Here is a 16187-nt window from a genome sequence, read left to right on the forward strand (position 1 = left end):
GGGCGCTGTTACCACAGCGCCAGGGTGTAGCCGATGATCAGGCGGTTTTCGTCCACGGCGTTGGTCAGGCCGTTGCCGGAGCGGAAGGTGACATTGCGCCAGCGCAGGCTGACGTCCTTGAACGGGCCACTCTGGATGACATACGTGATGTCGGTGTCGCGCTCGCGCTCACGGCCATTGGTCACGGTGGCAGTTTCCGCGTGGCGACCGTCGGTGTAGCGGGTCATGAAACTCAGGCCGGGGATGCCCATGGCAACGAAGTCGTAGTCGTAGCGCACTTGCCAAGAGTCCAGCCCGGCGCGGGTGAAGGTGTTGTAGGTGACCAGGTTGACGGTGAACGGGTCGCCGCCGTTGACGAACGGGAAGGCGCTGTCACCGGACATCTGCTGCCAGGTGGCGGTGAACTTGTGCGCCCGCACGCCCAGGGTGAACATGGCGTTGAAGTTACGGTTGTCGATGTTGCCGGCACGCTCGGCACCGTCGTTGCGGCTGTCGAAGTAGCGCAGGTCACTGCGCAGGCTCACACCTTCTGCCAGTGGGCGGGTGTCGATCAGACCGACGAACTGCTGACGGTAGATGTCCTGGAGCTTGGCGTAGTAATAGCTGACCGTGGTTTGTGGGGTGATGGCGTAGCTGCCGCCACCAAAGTCCAGGTGGTCACTGCTGACAGCGCCATAGCCGATGTCGTCGCGGCCAGAAGAGTCACGCAGGTTGGCCTTGGTCAGGCGTCCGGCATTGAAGGTGAGGCCATCGAGGTCCTGACTGGTGAGCAGGCCACCCTGGAAGGTGGACGCCAGCAGGCGGGTGTCGTTATACACCACCACCGGCAGGATCGGCTGCAAGGTGCCCAGCCGCAAGGTGCTCTTGGACACGCGTACCTTGCCGGTCAGGCCTAGCTCGCTGTAGTCGTCGACCGGTTCGTGGCTATTCGGGCCAAAAGGCAGCAGGCCGGTGTTGCGACGGTCGCGGCTGGAGTCGAGCTTGATGCCCAACTGGCCCATCGCGTCCACGCCAAAGCCGACCGGGCCCTCGGTGAAGCCCGATTCCAGCTTGGCGGTAAAGCCCTGGCCCCATTCCTCGGCCTTGGCCTGCGGGGCGTTGCTCTGCCGAAAATCACGGTTGATGTAGTGATTGCGCAGCTCCAGGCGTGCATGGCTGTCGCCGATGAAGTCGGCCAGCGCGGGCATGGGCAGGGCGAGGGTGGCCAGCCAGGCGGCTGACATGAAGTGTGTGCGGTTCATTGTTGTTGTTTTACCCGACATGTCTGTTCGTCCTTGAAGTCAGTGTTTGCTGGCGCCAGCCGCGCCGATACCGGTCATGGAGCGGATGAACTGGCCCAGGTAGCGACCGCGCTCTTCAACGGCACGTTCGGAGCTGTCGGTCACCGAGAACACCCAGGCACTGAGGAAGGCCAGGCTCATGGAAAACAGCGCAGGGTTGCTGTAGGGGAACAGCGCCGTTTCGTTGTGCAGTACGTTGACCCATACCGCCGGGCCCAGCACCACCAACAGCACCGCCGAGACCAGCCCGGCCATGCTGCCGCACACCGCGCCGCGGGTGGTCAGGCCTTTCCAGAACATGGAAAGGAGCAGCACGGGGAAGTTGACCGAAGCGGCCACCGCCAGCACCAGGCCGGAGAGGAAGGCAATGTTCTGCGACTCGAACATCAGGCCCAGGATCACCGCCAGCAGGCCGATGACCAGCGTGGCAATGCGCGACACACGCATTTCCTCTTGCTCGGTAGCCTTGCCTTTGCGCATCACGCAGGCATACAGGTCGTGGGACACGGCCGATGCGCCGGACAGCGCCAGGCCAGCAACCACAGCCAGAATGGTGGCGAACGCCACAGCAGAGATGAAGCCGAGGAACAGGTTGCCACCGACGGCCTGGGCCAGGTGCACGGCGACCATGTTGCCGCCACCGATGATGGCGCCAGTGGCGTCGCGGTAGGACGGCTCAGTGCCGACCATGACGATGGCGCCAAAGCCGACAACGATCAGCAGCAGGTAGAAGTAACCTATGAAACCGGTGGCGTAGAACACGCTCTTGCGTGCTTCCTTGGCATCACTGACAGTGAAGAAGCGCATCAGGATATGCGGCAGGCCAGCGGTGCCGAACATCATGCCCAAACCCAGGGAAATAGCGTCCACCGGGTTGGACAACAAGCCGCCTGGGGCCATGATCGCCTGGCCCTTGGCATGCACGGCCACGGCGCTGGCAAACATGGCCTCGGTGCTGAAGCCGAAGTGCTTGAGCACCATGAAGGCCATGAAACTGGTGCCTGAGAGCAGCATTACTGCCTTGATGATCTGCACCCAGGTGGTGGCGAGCATGCCACCGAAGGTGACATAGGCAACCATCAGCACACCGACCAGCATCACCGCGTACAGGTAGCTGATGCCGAACAGCAGCTCGATCAGCTTGCCGGCGCCGACCATTTGCGCCACCAGGTACATCAGCGCCACCACCAGGGTGCCGAAAGCCGAGGTCAAGCGCACCGGGGTTTGCGCCAGCCGGTAGCTGACCACGTCGGCGAAGGTGTACTTGCCCAGGTTGCGCAGGCGCTCGGCAATCAGGAACAGGATGATCGGCCAGCCCGCCAGGACACCGAGGGCATACAACAGACCGTCGTAGCCGTTCATGAACATCATCGCGGAAATGCCCAGGAACGAAGCGGCACTGATCATGTCGCCAGCGATCGCCAGGCCGTTCTGCATGCCGGTCAAGCCGCCGCCGGCGGTGTAGAAGTCGCTGGCCGAGCGGGTGCGCAGGGCAGCCCAGCGGGTGACCAGCAGGGTGAAGCAGACAAACACCATGAACATCGAAATGGCGGTCCAGTTCATTGTGCGCACTCCTGCTTGACCTTGTCGTTGAGCGGGTCGAGCACGTTGTTGGCGCGGTGCACGTAGATGCCGGTCAGAGCAAAGGACAGCAGCACCATCAGCACGCCCACCAGCATGCCGACCGTGGTCACGCCGCCGCTGAGGGACTGGCCGAGGGTGCTGGGCGAAAACGCAACCAGCAGCACGAAGCCGTAGTAGACCACCAGCATGGCCAGGGTCAGGCTGCCGTTAAGGCGGCGTTTGCGCCGCACCAGGTGCTGGAAGTCGGGGTGGTTGGCGATGCTTTCTATGCGTTCGGGTGTCATGGCAAGCGATCTCTTGGTTTTGTAATTGTTGTGTTGAGGTCACGCGGGGTATTGCGTTGCTGCTCAGGCCCTCTTCGCAGGTAAGGATGCCGCCCTAAGGCCCTGCGCAGGCCCTGTAGGAGCGGGTTTACCCGCGAAGCAGTCGACTCGGTCTACAGCTGGTCGAAGTCAAGCACCACCTTGTCACTCACCGGGTAGGTCTGGCACGACAGCACATACCCGGCCGCTACTTCGTAGTCTTCGAGGGCATGGTTGCTGTCCATCTCCACTTCGCCCTCGATCACTCGGCACTTGCAGGTGGAGCACACACCGGCCTTGCACGAGTAGGGCAGCTCGGCGCCAATGGCGTTGCCGGCGTCCAGCACGTTCTGGGTGTTGCGCGGCAGGTCGAAGCTCAGTGCCCGGCCGTCGCTGATCACGGTGATGTGGCTAAGTGCCGAATCCACCTGGCGTGCCGCCTCACGGGCTTCGCGGCGGGCCTCGCTGCCGGCGGCGGCGAACAGCTCGAAGTGAATGCGTTCCTTGGCCATGCCGTTGGCCTGCAGGCTGTCATGCACGGTCTCGGTCATCGCCTGCGGGCCACAGATGAACGCCGCGTCCAGGCCGGCAACGTCCAGCCAGCGCGAAAACAGCTGGCCGCATTTGTCGGCGTCGATGCGGCCGTTGTACAGGTCGACATCCTGCTGTTCACGGCTGAACACGAAAATCAGGTTCAAGCGGTCGAGGTAACGGTTTTTCAGGTCTTCGAGCTTGTCGCGGAACAGTGCCCCCGAACTGGAGCGGTTGCCGTACAGCAAGGTGAAACGGCTGTGCGGTTCGCTGGCCAGCGTAGTGGCGATGATCGACAGTATCGGGGTGATGCCGCTGCCGGCAGCTACCCCCAGATAGTTACCCTGGCGAGCCGGGTCCAGAGGTACGAAGAAGCTACCCGATGGCGGCATCACTTCCAGCTGCTGACCGGCCTTGAGCACTTCATTGGCAAACGCCGAGAAGCGCCCGCCGGGTACGCGCTTGACGGCCACGCGCAGTTCGCGGTCCTGTACGGCGCTACAGATGGAGTAGGAGCGGCGGACTTCTTCGTTGTCCAGCTGAGTACGCATCACCAGGTACTGGCCCTGAGTGAAGCGGAACTGGTCCTGCAGGTGCTCGGGCACATCGAAGGCAATCGATACCGCATCACGGGTCTCATTGCGCACTTGCTTGATGGTCAGGCTGTGAAACTGGCTCATGGTGGTCTCCACGGCTCAAATGCATTTGAAATAGTCGAATGGCTCCAGGCACTCGCGGCAGCGGTACAGCGCCTTGCAGGCCGTGGAGCCGAACTGGCTGAGCAATTCGGTATGGGCGCTGCCGCATTGCGGGCAGCACACCTGGGGCGGTTCACCGAGCAGGCTGCGCTTGCTGGCGCTGCCTTGCGGCGGCGCAATGCCATAAGCGCGCAGGCGCTCGCGGCCCAGTTCGCTGATCCAGTCGGTGCTCCAGGCCGGGGTCAGCCGGCGCTCCAGGTCTGGTGCGGTGAAACCGGCCTGTTCCAGCGCCTGGCGGATATCCCCCTCGATCACCTCGGTGGCCGGGCAGCCAGAGTAGGTCGGGGTGACCACCAGGTGCAGGTGGCCGGCGCGCCAGTCGACGTCGCGCACGATCCCCAGGTCGACCACGCTGACCACCGGCACTTCAGGGTCCATGACCTGGCCCAATACCGCCCAGGCGCGAGCCAGGTCGTCGCCTTGCTGTGCCCGCGCGCCGCGGTCGCCGGCAATCAGTTCACCAGGTTGCATCGGGGTAGGCCCTTGGCAGGAACTGCATTTCGGCCAGCAGCAGGCCCAGATGCTCGGTGTGCACGCCTTTGCGGCCATCCAGGTAGAAGTGGCTGGCGGCCTTGGGCAGCGGCAGTTCGACCGAAGCAAACGTCGCGGTGACCTGCTTCAGCCAGGTGGCGCCGACGGTAGCTGGATCGGCGCCGATACCGCATTCGGCCAGACGGACTTCGTTGTCGCTGGCAGCAGTCAGTTCTACGGTGAAGCGCCACAGTGCCGGGATAGCGGCGAGCATGCGCTGGCGGCTGGCATCGGTACCACCGCCCAGACGTTGTACCCATTCGCTGGACCGGCGCAGGTGGTAGGTGACTTCCTTCAGGGCCTTGGCGGCAATACCGGCGATTCGCGCGTCGCTGGACTCGACCAGCCCCTGCAGCACAGCGAAGTGCCACGCGTCGTAAAGGAACTGCTTGGTCATGGTCACGGCAAAATCACCGTTGGGTTGCTCGACCAGCAGCAGGTTGCGGTAGGCGCGCTCGTCACGGCGGAACGCCAGGGCATCGGCATCTCGGCCATCGTCGAGCAGCTCGGCGGCATACTCCAGCCAGTTGCGGGCCTGGCCGACCAGATCGAGGCCGACGTTCATCAGGGCCAGCTCTTCCTCGATGGCCGGGGCGCGGCCACACCATTCGCAGAGGCGCTGGCCCTGGACCAGGGCGCTGTCGCCGAGCAACAGCAGGTAGGGGATTAGGGCTTCTTTATGCATGGCCCACCTCACATGTGTCCGACTTCGTCGGGCAGCTCGTAGAAGCTGGCATGGCGATAGACCTTGTCGTCCGAGGGGGCGAACAGCGGGTCTTTCTCGTCGGGGGAGGAGGCGGTGATCAGCGCCGAAGGCACCACCCACAGGCTCACACCTTCGCTACGGCGGGTGTAGAGCTCGCGGGCGTTCTCGATGGCCATGGCGGCATCGGCGGCGTGCACGCTGCCGACATGCTTGTGGTTAAGGCCGTGCTTGCTGCGCACGAACACTTCGTAGAGGGTCCAGACAGACATTTTCGATCTCCGCATCAATCGCCGCTCAGGCGGCGTTCTTATTCTGTTGCTTGCGCGCATAGGCCACGGCGGCCTCGCGTACCCAGGCGCCATCCTCGATAGCCTTGCGCCGGGTGGCGACACGTTCCAGGTTGCACGGGCCATTGCCCTTGATCACTTCGTAGAACTCGTCCCACTGGATTTCGCCGAAGTCGTAGTGGCCGCGCTCGGCGTTCCACTTCAGCTCAGGGTCAGGCGCAGTGCAGCCAAGCAGTTCCAGCTGCGGCACGGTCTGGTCGATGAAGCGCTGGCGCAGTTCGTCGTTGGTCTGGCGCTTGATCTTCCAGGCCATCGACTGGGCGCTGTTGGGCGAGTGTTCATCGCTCGGGCCGAACATCATCAGCGCTGGCCACCACAAGCGGTTGATGGCGTCCTGAACCATGTCGCGCTGGGCTTGAGTACCCTGGCGCATCATGGTCAGCAGCATTTCGTAGCCCTGGCGCTGGTGGAAGCTCTCTTCCTTGCAGATACGGATCATGGCGCGGGAGTAGGGGCCGTAAGAGGTGCGCTGCAGTACCACCTGGTTGACGATGGCGGCGCCGTCCACCAGCCAGCCCACAGCGCCCATGTCGGCCCAGCTGAGGGTGGGGTAGTTGAAGATGCTCGAGTACTTGGCCTTGCCGCTGTGCAGTTTGGCGATTTCTTCGTCGCGGTCAGCCCCCAGGGTTTCCATGGCGCTGTACAGGTACAGGCCGTGGCCGGCTTCGTCCTGAATCTTGGCCATCAGCTGCAGTTTGCGCTTGAGGCTGGGGGCACGGGTGACCCAGTTGCCTTCGGGCAGCATGCCGACGATTTCAGAGTGGGCGTGCTGGGAGATCTGCCGGATGAGGGTCTGGCGATAGGCCTCGGGCATCCAGTTCTTGGCTTCGATCTTGATTTCGGCATCGATCTTTTCCTGGAAGTTGCGTTCCTCGGGGGACATCTCTTCCAGCGACTTGATGCGCTTGACTCCGGTTTCCACTAGCTGTGCGTACATGTGCTGCGACTCCTGCTAAGGCATGAGTCATTTGTAAGCGATACAAAAGATAACGTCAAACACATTTATGTGTATCAAGTAAGATTTGTGTATCACGTTGACAGCCAAGAGGGCTGTCGCGCAGCAGCGTTTGCCCGGCGGAACGCAGGCAAAAAAAGGCCCCGGACAATGCCGGGGCCGAAATGGCAGCCGAATGGGTCAGCTGGCCAACCGTTTGTCGAACACGTGGCAAGCCTTGCCCTCTGAGCGCTTGAGCGTGCCGCAGGGCTGCAGGTGCACCTGGGTGCTGATGCCGATGTAGGTCTTGATCTGTTTGCTCAACTCCCCGACAACCAGCTTGCGCTGACCTTCGTCAAGGTACTGGCACTCTGCGCGCAGCTCCACGTGCACCTGGACACTGTCCAGATTTCCATTGCGATACAGATGAATCTCATATAGCTCAGAAAGCTGTTTTATTTTTAGGACCTGCTCCTCGATCTGAGTCGGGAACACATTGACCCCGCGAATGATCAGCATGTCATCACTGCGGCCGGTGATCTTGCCGATCCGCCGCATCGGCCGAGCGGTGCCCGGCAGCAGCCGGGTGAGGTCGCGGGTGCGGTAGCGCACCATCGGCAATGCCTCCTTGCTGAGCGAGGTGAATACCAGCTCGCCCAGTTGGCCATCCGGCAGCACTTCACCGGTAGCAGGGTCGATGATCTCGGGATAAAAGTGGTCTTCCCAGATGGTCGGGCCGTCCTTGGTCTCTATGCACTCCATTGCCACCCCGGGCCCCATGATCTCCGAAAGGCCGTAGATATCGAGGGCATTGATGCCCAGACGCTGCTCAATTGAACGGCGCAGCTCGTCGGTCCACGGCTCGGCACCAAAAATGCCCAGGCGCAGCTTGAGGTCGTGCGGGTCGATGCCCTGGCGCTCGATTTCATCAGCCAGGTTGAGCATGTAGGACGGGGTGACCATGATGATGTCGGGCTGGAAGTCGCGAATCAGCTGCACCTGCTTTTCGGTCTGGCCACCGGACATGGGGATCACGGTGCAGCCCAGGCGTTCGGCACCGTAGTGCGCGCCGAGCCCGCCGGTGAACAGCCCGTAGCCGTAGGACACATGCACCTTGTCACCTTTGCGCCCGCCGGCCGCACGAATGGAACGGGCAACCACATTGGCCCAGGTGTCGATATCGTTCTGGGTGTAGCCGACCACCGTCGGCTTGCCGGTGGTGCCACTGGAGGCATGCAGGCGCACCACTTCTTCCTGGGGCACGGCAAACATGCCGTAGGGGTAGTTGTCGCGCAGGTCGTTCTTGCCGGTGAAGGGGAACTTCGCCAGGTCTTCCAGGCACTTGAGGTCATCAGGGTGGGTGCCGTACTCGGCAAAGCGCTGGCGGTACAACGGCACATTGTCGTAGGCGTGCTTCAGGCTCCAGCGCAGACGCTCCAGCTGGTGCTGGCGCAGGGCATCGACGCTGGCGGTTTCCATCGGGTCCAGCAGGGCACGATCGGCATCATGGTACATGTTCATGGCTTCACTCGAATTGTTCTTGTACGCCGCGCGCCAGCGGTTGCAGGCCACGCGGTGAGTGTCATGGAGGCAGCATATACGGCTGCGTTCAGTTCGGTAACAAGCGCAGGGTCTGAACCGCTCAGAGGCGCTCGATGATCATGGCGATGCCTTGGCCTACGCCAATGCACATGGTGCACAGGGCGTAGCGGCCGGCCGTTTCTTCAAGCTCGTGCAAGGCAGTGGTCACCAACCGGGCACCGCTCATGCCCAAGGGATGGCCCAGGGCGATGGCGCCGCCGTTGCGGTTAACTCGCGGGTCGTCGTCGGCCAGGCCCAGCTCGCGCAACACGGCCAGCCCCTGGGCGGCAAAGGCCTCGTTAAGTTCGATGACATCCATGTCATCCAGCGCCAGGCCGGTGAGCGCCAGCACCTTGCGGGTCGCAGGCACCGGACCAATGCCCATCAGCCTGGGCTCCACCCCGGCCACAGCCATGCCGACGATGCGGCCGCGCGCCTTCAGGCCATGGCGGCGGGCCGCGGCGCTGCTGGCCAGCAGTAGGGCGCAAGCGCCGTCATTCACGCCGGAGGCATTACCCGCCGTTACGCTGCCGCCTTCACGAAACGGCGTCCCGAGCCGAGCCAGCTGCTCCAGCGTGGTGTCGCCGCGCGGGTGCTCGTCATGCTCGACCACTTTGGCAGGGCCTTTGCGTTGCGGGATTTCGACCGACACGATTTCCCTCGCCAGGCGGCCGCGGGCCTGAGCGGCTGCGGCCTTGTGCTGGCTGCGCAGGGCAAAGGCATCCTGGTCGGCGCGGGAGATGCCGAACTGCTCGGCCACGTTTTCGGCGGTTTCCGGCATCGAATCGATGCCGTAGGCGGCCTTCATCAGCGGGTTGACGAAACGCCAGCCGATGGTGGTGTCGAACAGCTCGGCCGCACGCCCGAATGCCTGCTCCGACTTACCCATCACAAACGGCGCACGCGACATGGACTCCACACCACCGGCCAGCATGAGCCCTGCTTCACCACAACGCAGGGCACGTGCCGCATTGCCGATGGCATCCAGGCCGGAACCGCACAGGCGGTTGATCGTGGTCCCTGGTACTTCGACCGGCAGCCCGGCCAGCAGGCTCGCCATGTGAGCCACGTTGCGGTTGTCCTCGCCGGCCTGGTTGGCGCAGCCGAAGATGACGTCATCAATGGCCTTCCAGTCCAGTTCGGGGTGGCGCTGGATCAAGGCTTTGAGCGGGATGGCCGCCAGGTCGTCGGCGCGCACGCTGCTCAGGGCCCCGGCATAGCGGCCAATGGGGGTGCGCACGGCGTCGATGATCAAGGCATCGGCGTGGGTCGGTTCATTCATCTTGCGTCTCCTGCGCCAGCACGGTGCCGCGCACTTTGTAGGATTTGCCATGGAACATCGCCACCAATTCACCGCGCTGGTTGTCGATGCGCACGTCATACAGGCCGGTGCGGCCTTTGCGGCTGACTTCGCTGGCGTGGGCGGTGAGCACGTCATCGCGCAGCGCCGGGGCCAGGTAGTCGATGCTGCAACCCAGCGCCACCGTGGCCTGGTCGTAGCTATTGCAGGCGAAGGCGAACGCCGAATCGGCCAACGCGAACAGGAAACCGCCATGGCAGGTGCCATGCCCCTGGATCATGTCGGCACGCACCGGCATGCGCAGGCTGGCCCGACCTGGGCCGGCATCCAGCAGGGTAATGCCCAGGCCCTGGGTGGCCGGGTCGCGGGCGTACATGGCGTCGGCACAGGCTTGTGCCAGTTCCACTTCAGTCATGCAGGGTGCCTCCTTTGGCTTCACAGCGGCGCAACAACAGGGAAGGGCGGTAGCGGCTTTCGCCATAGCTGCGCTGCAGGTTGTCGAGCACGGCCAGGGTGTGGGCAAGGCCGATGTCTGCGGCCCAGGCCAGCGGGCCACGGGGGTAGTTGACGCCGGCGCGCATGGCCAGGTCGATGTCGGCGGCACTGCCGACGCCCTGGAGCACCGCATCGGCGGCCTCGTTGGCAAGCATTGCCACGGTGCGCAGTACCACCAGGCCGGGCAGGTCGGCGACACCGGTCACTTTCAGGCCGGCACGCTGCAGCAGGGCTACGGCTTGGTCGCGGGCGCTGTCAGTGGTATCGGCGGACCAGCTGATGGCAAGGCGGGTGGCGCTGCTGTAGTCCAGCGCAAGGTCGAGCAGCACCAGGTTGCGCAGCCCGTCCTCACGGGCACGTTGGCTGGCCAGCCGGCCGTCGGACAGGGCCAGGGTGGCGTCGCCCACCTGGATCAGGCCACTACCGGCGCGCTGGGTCACGGCAATGCCGCTTTGGCGCAGGCGCTCGACCAGCGGCTGCATCACCCCCAGGTTGCCCTCGACAACGCAGGCCTCTGCGCAGGCGGAGCTGTGCAGTTCGGCCGGCTGCGGGCGCTCGACGCCTTCGGCATAGCGATAGAAGCCTTGGCCGGTCTTGCGACCCAGGCGGCCGGCGTCCACCAGTTCCTTCTGCACCAGCGAAGGCTGGAAGCGGAAATCGCCATAGAAAGCATCGAATACGGAACAGGTAACAGCGTAATTGACGTCATGGCCAATCAGGTCGGTCAGCTCGAACGCCCCCATGCGGAAGCCACCCGCGTCACGCATCAGCGCATCCAGGCTGGCGCAGTCGGCGGCACCTTCCTGTAGCAGGCGCAGGCTTTCGGCATAGAACGGCCGCGCTACCCGGTTGACGATGAAACCGGGTGTAGAGCGCGCATGGACCGGCTGCTTGCCCCAGACCTGGGCCGTGGCGTAGATGCGTGCGGCCACTGCCGGGTCGGTTGCCAGGCCCGACACCACCTCGACCAGCGCCATCAGCGGTGCCGGGTTGAAGAAGTGCATACCGACCACGTGCTGCGGGCGTTCAAGGCCTGCCGCGAGGCTGGTGATGGACAGTGACGAAGTGTTGCTGGCAAGGATACAGTCGGCTGCGCACAGGGTTTCGAGCTGACTGAACAACGCTTGCTTCACCTGCAGGTTTTCGACGATGGCTTCAATGACCAGGCCGGCATCAGCCAAGGCTTCGAGTGTATCGACGGGGCACAGGCGGGCATTGATCGCTTCGCGTTCAGCGGCCAGCAACTTTCCTTTGTCCACCAGCCGGGCCAGGTGGCGATCGATACCCGTCACCGCCTGGGCGGCAGCACCCGGGCGGTTGTCGTAGAGCTTGACGGGGTGGCCGGCCTGGGCCGCGACCTGGGCGATACCGGCGCCCATGGCACCGGCACCGATCACCGCCACCTGCACATTGCTTGCGAGTGCGCCCATGTTCAGCGCCCCTTGAAGGCTGGCGTGCGTTTGTTCATGAAGGCGCTTACGCCTTCGCGGTAGTCCTCGCTGCGCCCGGCCAGGCGCTGCAGGTCGCGCTCCAGCTCCAGCTGCGCCTCAAAACCGTTGTCGAAACTGGCGTTGAGGCTGCGCTTGATCAGTGCCAGGCCGTAGGTGGGCTGGGCGGCGAGCTGGCGGGCGAGGGTGAGGGCTTCATCACGCAGCGCCGCATCATCCACCACGCGGTGGATCAGCCCCCATTGCTCGGCCTGTTCGGCGCCAAGGCGCTCGCCCAGCATGGCCAGCGCCTTGGCCCGGGCCATGCCGACCAAGCGCGGCAGCAGCCAGGTACCGCCGGAGTCCGGCACCAGGCCGATCTTGCAGAAGGCCTGGATGAAACTGGCCGAGCGGGCGGCCAGCACCAGGTCGCAGGCCAAGGGAATGTTGGCACCGGCACCGGCCGCCACGCCGTTGACCGCACAGATCACCGGCAAAGGCAGGTCGCGCAGGGTACGTACCAGCGGGTTGTAGAACTTGTCGATCGATTGGCCCAGGTCTGGCATTTCGGCGCCTGGGGCAACGTTGCGGTCAGACAGGTCCTGGCCGGCGCAGAAGCCGCGGCCTTCAGCCGTCAGCAGCAACACCCGCGCGTCACTGCTCTGGCGCACTTGCCTGAGCGCTTCGCGCACCTCCAGGTGCATGGCCGTATTGAAGCTGTTCAGCTGCTCGGGGCGGTTCAATGAAAGGAAGGCAACGCCGTCCTCGATGGAAAACAGGATGTGCTGGAAAGTCATGACAGACTCGCTCCGTCAGTCGAGAGAATGAAGTTCAGCGCCCTTGGAAGCGGGCCTGGCGCTTTTCCTGGAAGGCGCGGATGCCTTCATCGCGGTCGGCGGTGCCCGCCAGCAGGGTGAAGGCATGGCGCTCGAAGCGCAGGCCGCTGGCCAGGTCGGTATCACCGGCCTTCAGTAACGCCTCCTTGGCCAGGCGCACAGCCAGCGGCGCTTTGGCGGCGATGCTGCGAGCAACCTGCATGGCGCGTTCTACGGTGAGTTCGGGCTGGGTGATTTCGCTGACCAGGCCGGCCTGCTGGGCGCGGAGGGCAGTGATGGCTTCCCCCGTCAGCACCATCTGCATGGCCAACGGCTTACCGACGGCACGTAACAGGCGCTGGGTGCCGCCAGCACCGGGGATGATGCCAAGGTTGATTTCCGGCTGGCCGAAACGAGCGTCGGTACTGGCGATGACGATGTCGGCGCACATTGCCAGTTCGCAACCGCCACCCAGGGCATAGCCGTTGACTGCAGCAATCAGCGGTTTGGCGAATGCGGCGATGCTTTGCCAATGCGCTACGCGCGGGTCATTGAGGATGCCGACCAGGTCGCGATCAGCCATTTCGCGGATGTCGGCGCCTGCGGCGAATGCCTTGGCGCTGCCGGTAATCACTGTGGCACGGACATGCTCGTCGTTCCCGGCAGCCTGCAGCGCAGCAGCCAGTTCTGCCAGTAGCTCGGTGCACAGGGCATTCAAGGCCTCGGGCCGTTGCAGGGTAATGAGCTGAACGCCATGTTCGGGCGCCTGCACATCGATAAATCGCGGCATCTCGGGTTCCTCTGGCTGCACGCACGGCACATCGCGTGGCCGGCATTTTTTGGAATTGTTTGCAGGGGCGTAATGCGGGATCACGACCAGGTGAGACGAGTATATGCTCTATGCGATACATTTATGCAAGGTCAAAATTGTATTTGCGTATCCCTTTTTTGTTTTTCTGTGATCACAGCTCCAGTGCGATGCTGGCAGAGGAATCGTTTAACCTAGGCTTTTTCTAGCAATAAGAGGTATTTTTTGCCCTGCAGCATGAACTCAAACCAAGTGATACACGATTGACGACCAAATAGATTCTGATACAAGATCGACTGACATTTAAAATCATTTCAAGAGTGTTGCCATGCCTTGCTATCAACTGGACGGCCTGACGCCTGTGGTTCACCCGACAGCCTACGTGCACCCCAGCGCAGTCCTGATCGGCGACGTCATCGTCGGCCCCCGCTGCTACATTGGCCCGCTGGCATCGCTCAGGGGCGATTTCGGCCGCATCGTGCTGGAGGAGGGCGCCAACTTGCAGGACACCTGCGTGATGCATGGTTTCCCGGGGGGCGACACCGTAGTGGAACGTAACGGGCATGTCGGCCATGGCGCCGTGCTGCACGGCTGTCGCGTGGGCGAAGATTCATTGATCGGCATGAACGCCGTGGTGATGGATGGCGCCCATGTAGCACCACGCAGCATCGTCGCGGCCACAGCCTTCGTCAAAGCTGGCTTCGAATGCGCGGCGCAGAGCCTGGTGATGGGGTCGCCAGCCCAGGTCAAACGCCCACTGACCGATCAGGAGCTGGCCTGGAAACAGCGCGGGACGGCGGAGTACCAGCACCTGGCGCAGCGCTGCATGAACAGCATGGTCGAATGCCCACCGTTGGCCGAGGCAGAGCCGGGACGCCCGCGTATGGAAGACACCGGGGTCAGGCCCAAGGGCCAGGCGAGCGCATGAGCCTGGCAGCGACACGCAATGGCCAGGCGGCCCACCGCACAGGTATAGTCGGTGCTTTATCCGCGCACAGTTCGCCCATGAGCAATCTCGCCCCACTGAACCACTTGATCACCCGCTTTCAGGAGCAGACGCCGATCCGCGCCAGTTCCCTGATCATCACGTTGTACGGCGATGCCATCGAGCCGCACGGCGGTACAGTCTGGCTCGGTAGCCTGATCAACCTGCTGGAACCGATCGGTATCAATGAACGGCTGATTCGCACGTCGATCTTTCGCCTGACCAAAGAAGGTTGGCTCACTGCAGAAAAGGTTGGCCGACGCAGTTACTACAGCCTGACAGGCACTGGCCGTCGGCGTTTCGAAAAAGCCTTCAAGCGCGTCTATAGCCCGAGCCAGCCAGCCTGGGACGGGGCCTGGACGCTGGTGTTGCTGTCGCAACTCGAGGTGGGTAAACGCAAGGCGGTGCGTGAAGAGCTGGAGTGGCAGGGGTTTGGTGTCATGGCGCCGAACCTGCTGGGTTGCCCCCGGGCAGACCGTGCCGACCTGGTGGCCACTTTGCGTGACCTTGAGGCCGGCGACGACAGTATCGTCTTCGAAACCCACACCCAAGAGGTACTCGCGTCCAAGGCGATGCGCGCCCAAGTGCGGGAAAGCTGGCGTATCGACGAACTCGGGCAGCAATACAGCGAGTTTATCCAGCTGTTCAGGCCGCTTTGGCAAGGTTTGAAAGAGCAGCCGTTGCTGGATGCTCAAGATTGCTTCCTGGCGCGCACGCTGCTGATTCACGAGTACCGCCGCCTGCTGCTTCGCGATCCGCAACTGCCCGATGAGCTGCTACCAGGGGACTGGGAGGGAAGGGCTGCGCGACAGTTGTGCCGTAACCTCTACCGACTGGTGTTTGCCAAAGCCGAAGAATGGTTGAATGCAGCGCTGGAGACAGCAGATGGCCCATTGCCGGACGTGAGCGAGAGTTTTTACAAGCGTTTTGGCGGGTTGGCTTGAGGGGCGCGCTCGCCTCACAGCGCCGCGGCCAACATTCACGGCGTCGAGCAGGGTGCTTTCAGGGGGACTTTGACCTCACATTCCCCGCCACCTTGTTCCAGTGCCATGAGTGCTGGCATATCGAGAATTTCTACCAACCTGCCATGCAGGTCGACGATACCCAGCGCGCGCAGACGGGCGACGGATCGGCACACGGTTTCCAGGCGTAACCCCAGGTACGAAGCCATGTCTTCACGAGACATGCGCAACATGAAGCCATGGGCAGAGTAACCGCGGCTGACGAAGCGCCTGGAGAGCCCCACCAGGAAGCTGGCCAGCCGCTGTTCTGCTGTGAGGTTGCACAGCATCAGCACGCGCCCGTGCTCACGCACGATCTCCCGGCTCATCAGGCGATTCAGGCTTTGCTGCAGGTCTGGAAACTCACGCGCCAAGGTTTGCAAGCGGCGATAGGGGACGGGGCAGACTTCGCTGTCTTCCAGGGCAATGGCGTCACAGACATGGTGCTCTGTGGCAATGGCATCGAGGCCGAGTACATCGCCCGGCATCCAGAAGTTGATCACCACGCCTTGCCCCTCGGCGGTGTTCAGGCTGGTCTTGAAACTGCCGCAACGTACGGCATAGAGCATGGTCAGCGGATCGTTGGCATTGAACAGCGCAGCGCCCTTGCGAATGCGCATGCGTGGGCCTATCAACGCGCCCAGGCAGCTGTTGTCGTCAACCGGCAGACCAGTGGGGAGGCACAGGCCGCTTACCCGGCAACCCATGCAGTGGTTCGCCAGCGGTTTCAGGTGAATCGGGTTTGCCTTGGACAATGCGTTGGGTGAGTCGAGCAGGGTGACCTTAAGCTGGCCAGGCATTT

At 63.3% G+C, this 16187-nt stretch carries 17 protein-coding genes; 2 read left to right on the plus strand and 15 right to left on the minus strand.

Annotation, left to right across the window (positions count from 1 at the left end):
• Nucleotides 1–8 precede the first annotated feature (8 nt).
• The 14 genes from FQ668_RS15420 to paaF form a co-directional block, all read right to left on the minus strand.
• Nucleotides 9–1241, minus strand: coding sequence for an OprD family porin (locus FQ668_RS15420; protein ID WP_019438588.1), 1233 nt, complete (start codon nt 1239–1241; stop codon nt 9–11).
• A gap of 39 nt (nt 1242–1280) precedes the next feature.
• Nucleotides 1281–2843, minus strand: a complete 1563-nt coding sequence (locus tag FQ668_RS15425) for a cation acetate symporter (protein ID WP_014590948.1) — start codon at nt 2841–2843, stop codon at nt 1281–1283.
• Nucleotides 2840–3148 (minus strand): DUF485 domain-containing protein, encoded by a 309-nt coding sequence (locus FQ668_RS15430; protein ID WP_004374508.1) that lies wholly within the window; start codon nt 3146–3148, stop codon nt 2840–2842. Before FQ668_RS15430 ends, FQ668_RS15425 begins: the two co-directional genes overlap by 4 nt.
• 152 nt (nt 3149–3300) lie before the next feature.
• The gene (gene paaE, locus FQ668_RS15435) at nt 3301–4377 is read right to left on the minus strand and encodes a 1,2-phenylacetyl-CoA epoxidase subunit PaaE (RefSeq protein ID WP_019438587.1); all 1077 of its coding nucleotides are present in this window, start codon (nt 4375–4377) and stop codon (nt 3301–3303) included.
• Nucleotides 4378–4392: 15 nt separating this feature from the next.
• Nucleotides 4393–4926, minus strand: coding sequence for a 1,2-phenylacetyl-CoA epoxidase subunit PaaD (paaD, locus tag FQ668_RS15440; RefSeq protein WP_014590946.1), 534 nt, complete (start codon nt 4924–4926; stop codon nt 4393–4395).
• A complete protein-coding gene (paaC, locus tag FQ668_RS15445) occupies nt 4913–5671 on the minus strand; it encodes a 1,2-phenylacetyl-CoA epoxidase subunit PaaC (protein WP_014590945.1) in 759 nt (252 codons plus the stop codon). Before paaC ends, paaD begins: the two co-directional genes overlap by 14 nt.
• A gap of 8 nt (nt 5672–5679) precedes the next feature.
• Nucleotides 5680–5961, minus strand: coding sequence for a 1,2-phenylacetyl-CoA epoxidase subunit PaaB (gene paaB, locus FQ668_RS15450; protein WP_004374528.1), 282 nt, complete (start codon nt 5959–5961; stop codon nt 5680–5682).
• Between the two features lie 25 nt (nt 5962–5986).
• A complete protein-coding gene (gene paaA, locus FQ668_RS15455; protein ID WP_010954157.1) occupies nt 5987–6976 on the minus strand; it encodes a 1,2-phenylacetyl-CoA epoxidase subunit PaaA in 990 nt (329 codons plus the stop codon).
• Between the two features lie 198 nt (nt 6977–7174).
• A complete protein-coding gene (paaK, locus tag FQ668_RS15460) occupies nt 7175–8494 on the minus strand; it encodes a phenylacetate--CoA ligase PaaK (protein WP_026031946.1) in 1320 nt (439 codons plus the stop codon).
• Nucleotides 8495–8615: 121 nt separating this feature from the next.
• Entirely contained in the window at nt 8616–9836 is a 1221-nt protein-coding gene (gene pcaF, locus FQ668_RS15465) for a 3-oxoadipyl-CoA thiolase (RefSeq protein WP_076403077.1), read from the minus strand.
• Nucleotides 9829–10269 carry a hydroxyphenylacetyl-CoA thioesterase PaaI gene (gene paaI / locus FQ668_RS15470; RefSeq protein ID WP_014590942.1) on the minus strand — a complete coding sequence of 147 codons (441 nt, stop codon included), beginning with the start codon at nt 10267–10269 and terminating at the stop codon, nt 9829–9831. Before paaI ends, pcaF begins: the two co-directional genes overlap by 8 nt.
• The gene (gene paaH / locus FQ668_RS15475) at nt 10262–11779 is read right to left on the minus strand and encodes a 3-hydroxyacyl-CoA dehydrogenase PaaH (protein ID WP_014590941.1); all 1518 of its coding nucleotides are present in this window, start codon (nt 11777–11779) and stop codon (nt 10262–10264) included. Before paaH ends, paaI begins: the two co-directional genes overlap by 8 nt.
• A 2-nt stretch (nt 11780–11781) precedes the next feature.
• Nucleotides 11782–12573: a 2-(1,2-epoxy-1,2-dihydrophenyl)acetyl-CoA isomerase PaaG gene (gene paaG / locus FQ668_RS15480; RefSeq protein ID WP_014590940.1), complete on the minus strand. Its 792-nt coding sequence runs from the start codon at nt 12571–12573 to the stop codon at nt 11782–11784.
• A 34-nt stretch (nt 12574–12607) separates the two neighbouring features.
• Entirely contained in the window at nt 12608–13381 is a 774-nt protein-coding gene (paaF, locus tag FQ668_RS15485) for a 2,3-dehydroadipyl-CoA hydratase PaaF (protein ID WP_019438584.1), read from the minus strand.
• Between the two features lie 346 nt (nt 13382–13727).
• Between paaF and paaY the strand changes: the two genes are divergently transcribed.
• Both paaY and paaX read left to right on the plus strand, forming a co-directional pair.
• The gene (gene paaY, locus FQ668_RS15490) at nt 13728–14327 is read left to right on the plus strand and encodes a phenylacetic acid degradation protein PaaY (RefSeq protein ID WP_019438583.1); all 600 of its coding nucleotides are present in this window, start codon (nt 13728–13730) and stop codon (nt 14325–14327) included.
• 77 nt (nt 14328–14404) lie between these two features.
• Nucleotides 14405–15328, plus strand: coding sequence for a phenylacetic acid degradation operon negative regulatory protein PaaX (gene paaX, locus FQ668_RS15495; RefSeq protein WP_076403081.1), 924 nt, complete (start codon nt 14405–14407; stop codon nt 15326–15328).
• Between the two features lie 35 nt (nt 15329–15363).
• On the opposite strand, the gene fnrC is transcribed toward paaX, so the two are convergent.
• Nucleotides 15364–16185, minus strand: coding sequence for a Crp/Fnr family transcriptional regulator FnrC (gene fnrC, locus FQ668_RS15500; protein ID WP_019438582.1), 822 nt, complete (start codon nt 16183–16185; stop codon nt 15364–15366).
• Between the last annotated feature and the right edge of the window lie 2 nt (nt 16186–16187).

Origin of the sequence: Pseudomonas sp. Kh14, assembly GCF_900291005.1 — a bacterium.
Taxonomy (GTDB): domain Bacteria; phylum Pseudomonadota; class Gammaproteobacteria; order Pseudomonadales; family Pseudomonadaceae; genus Aquipseudomonas; species Aquipseudomonas alloputida.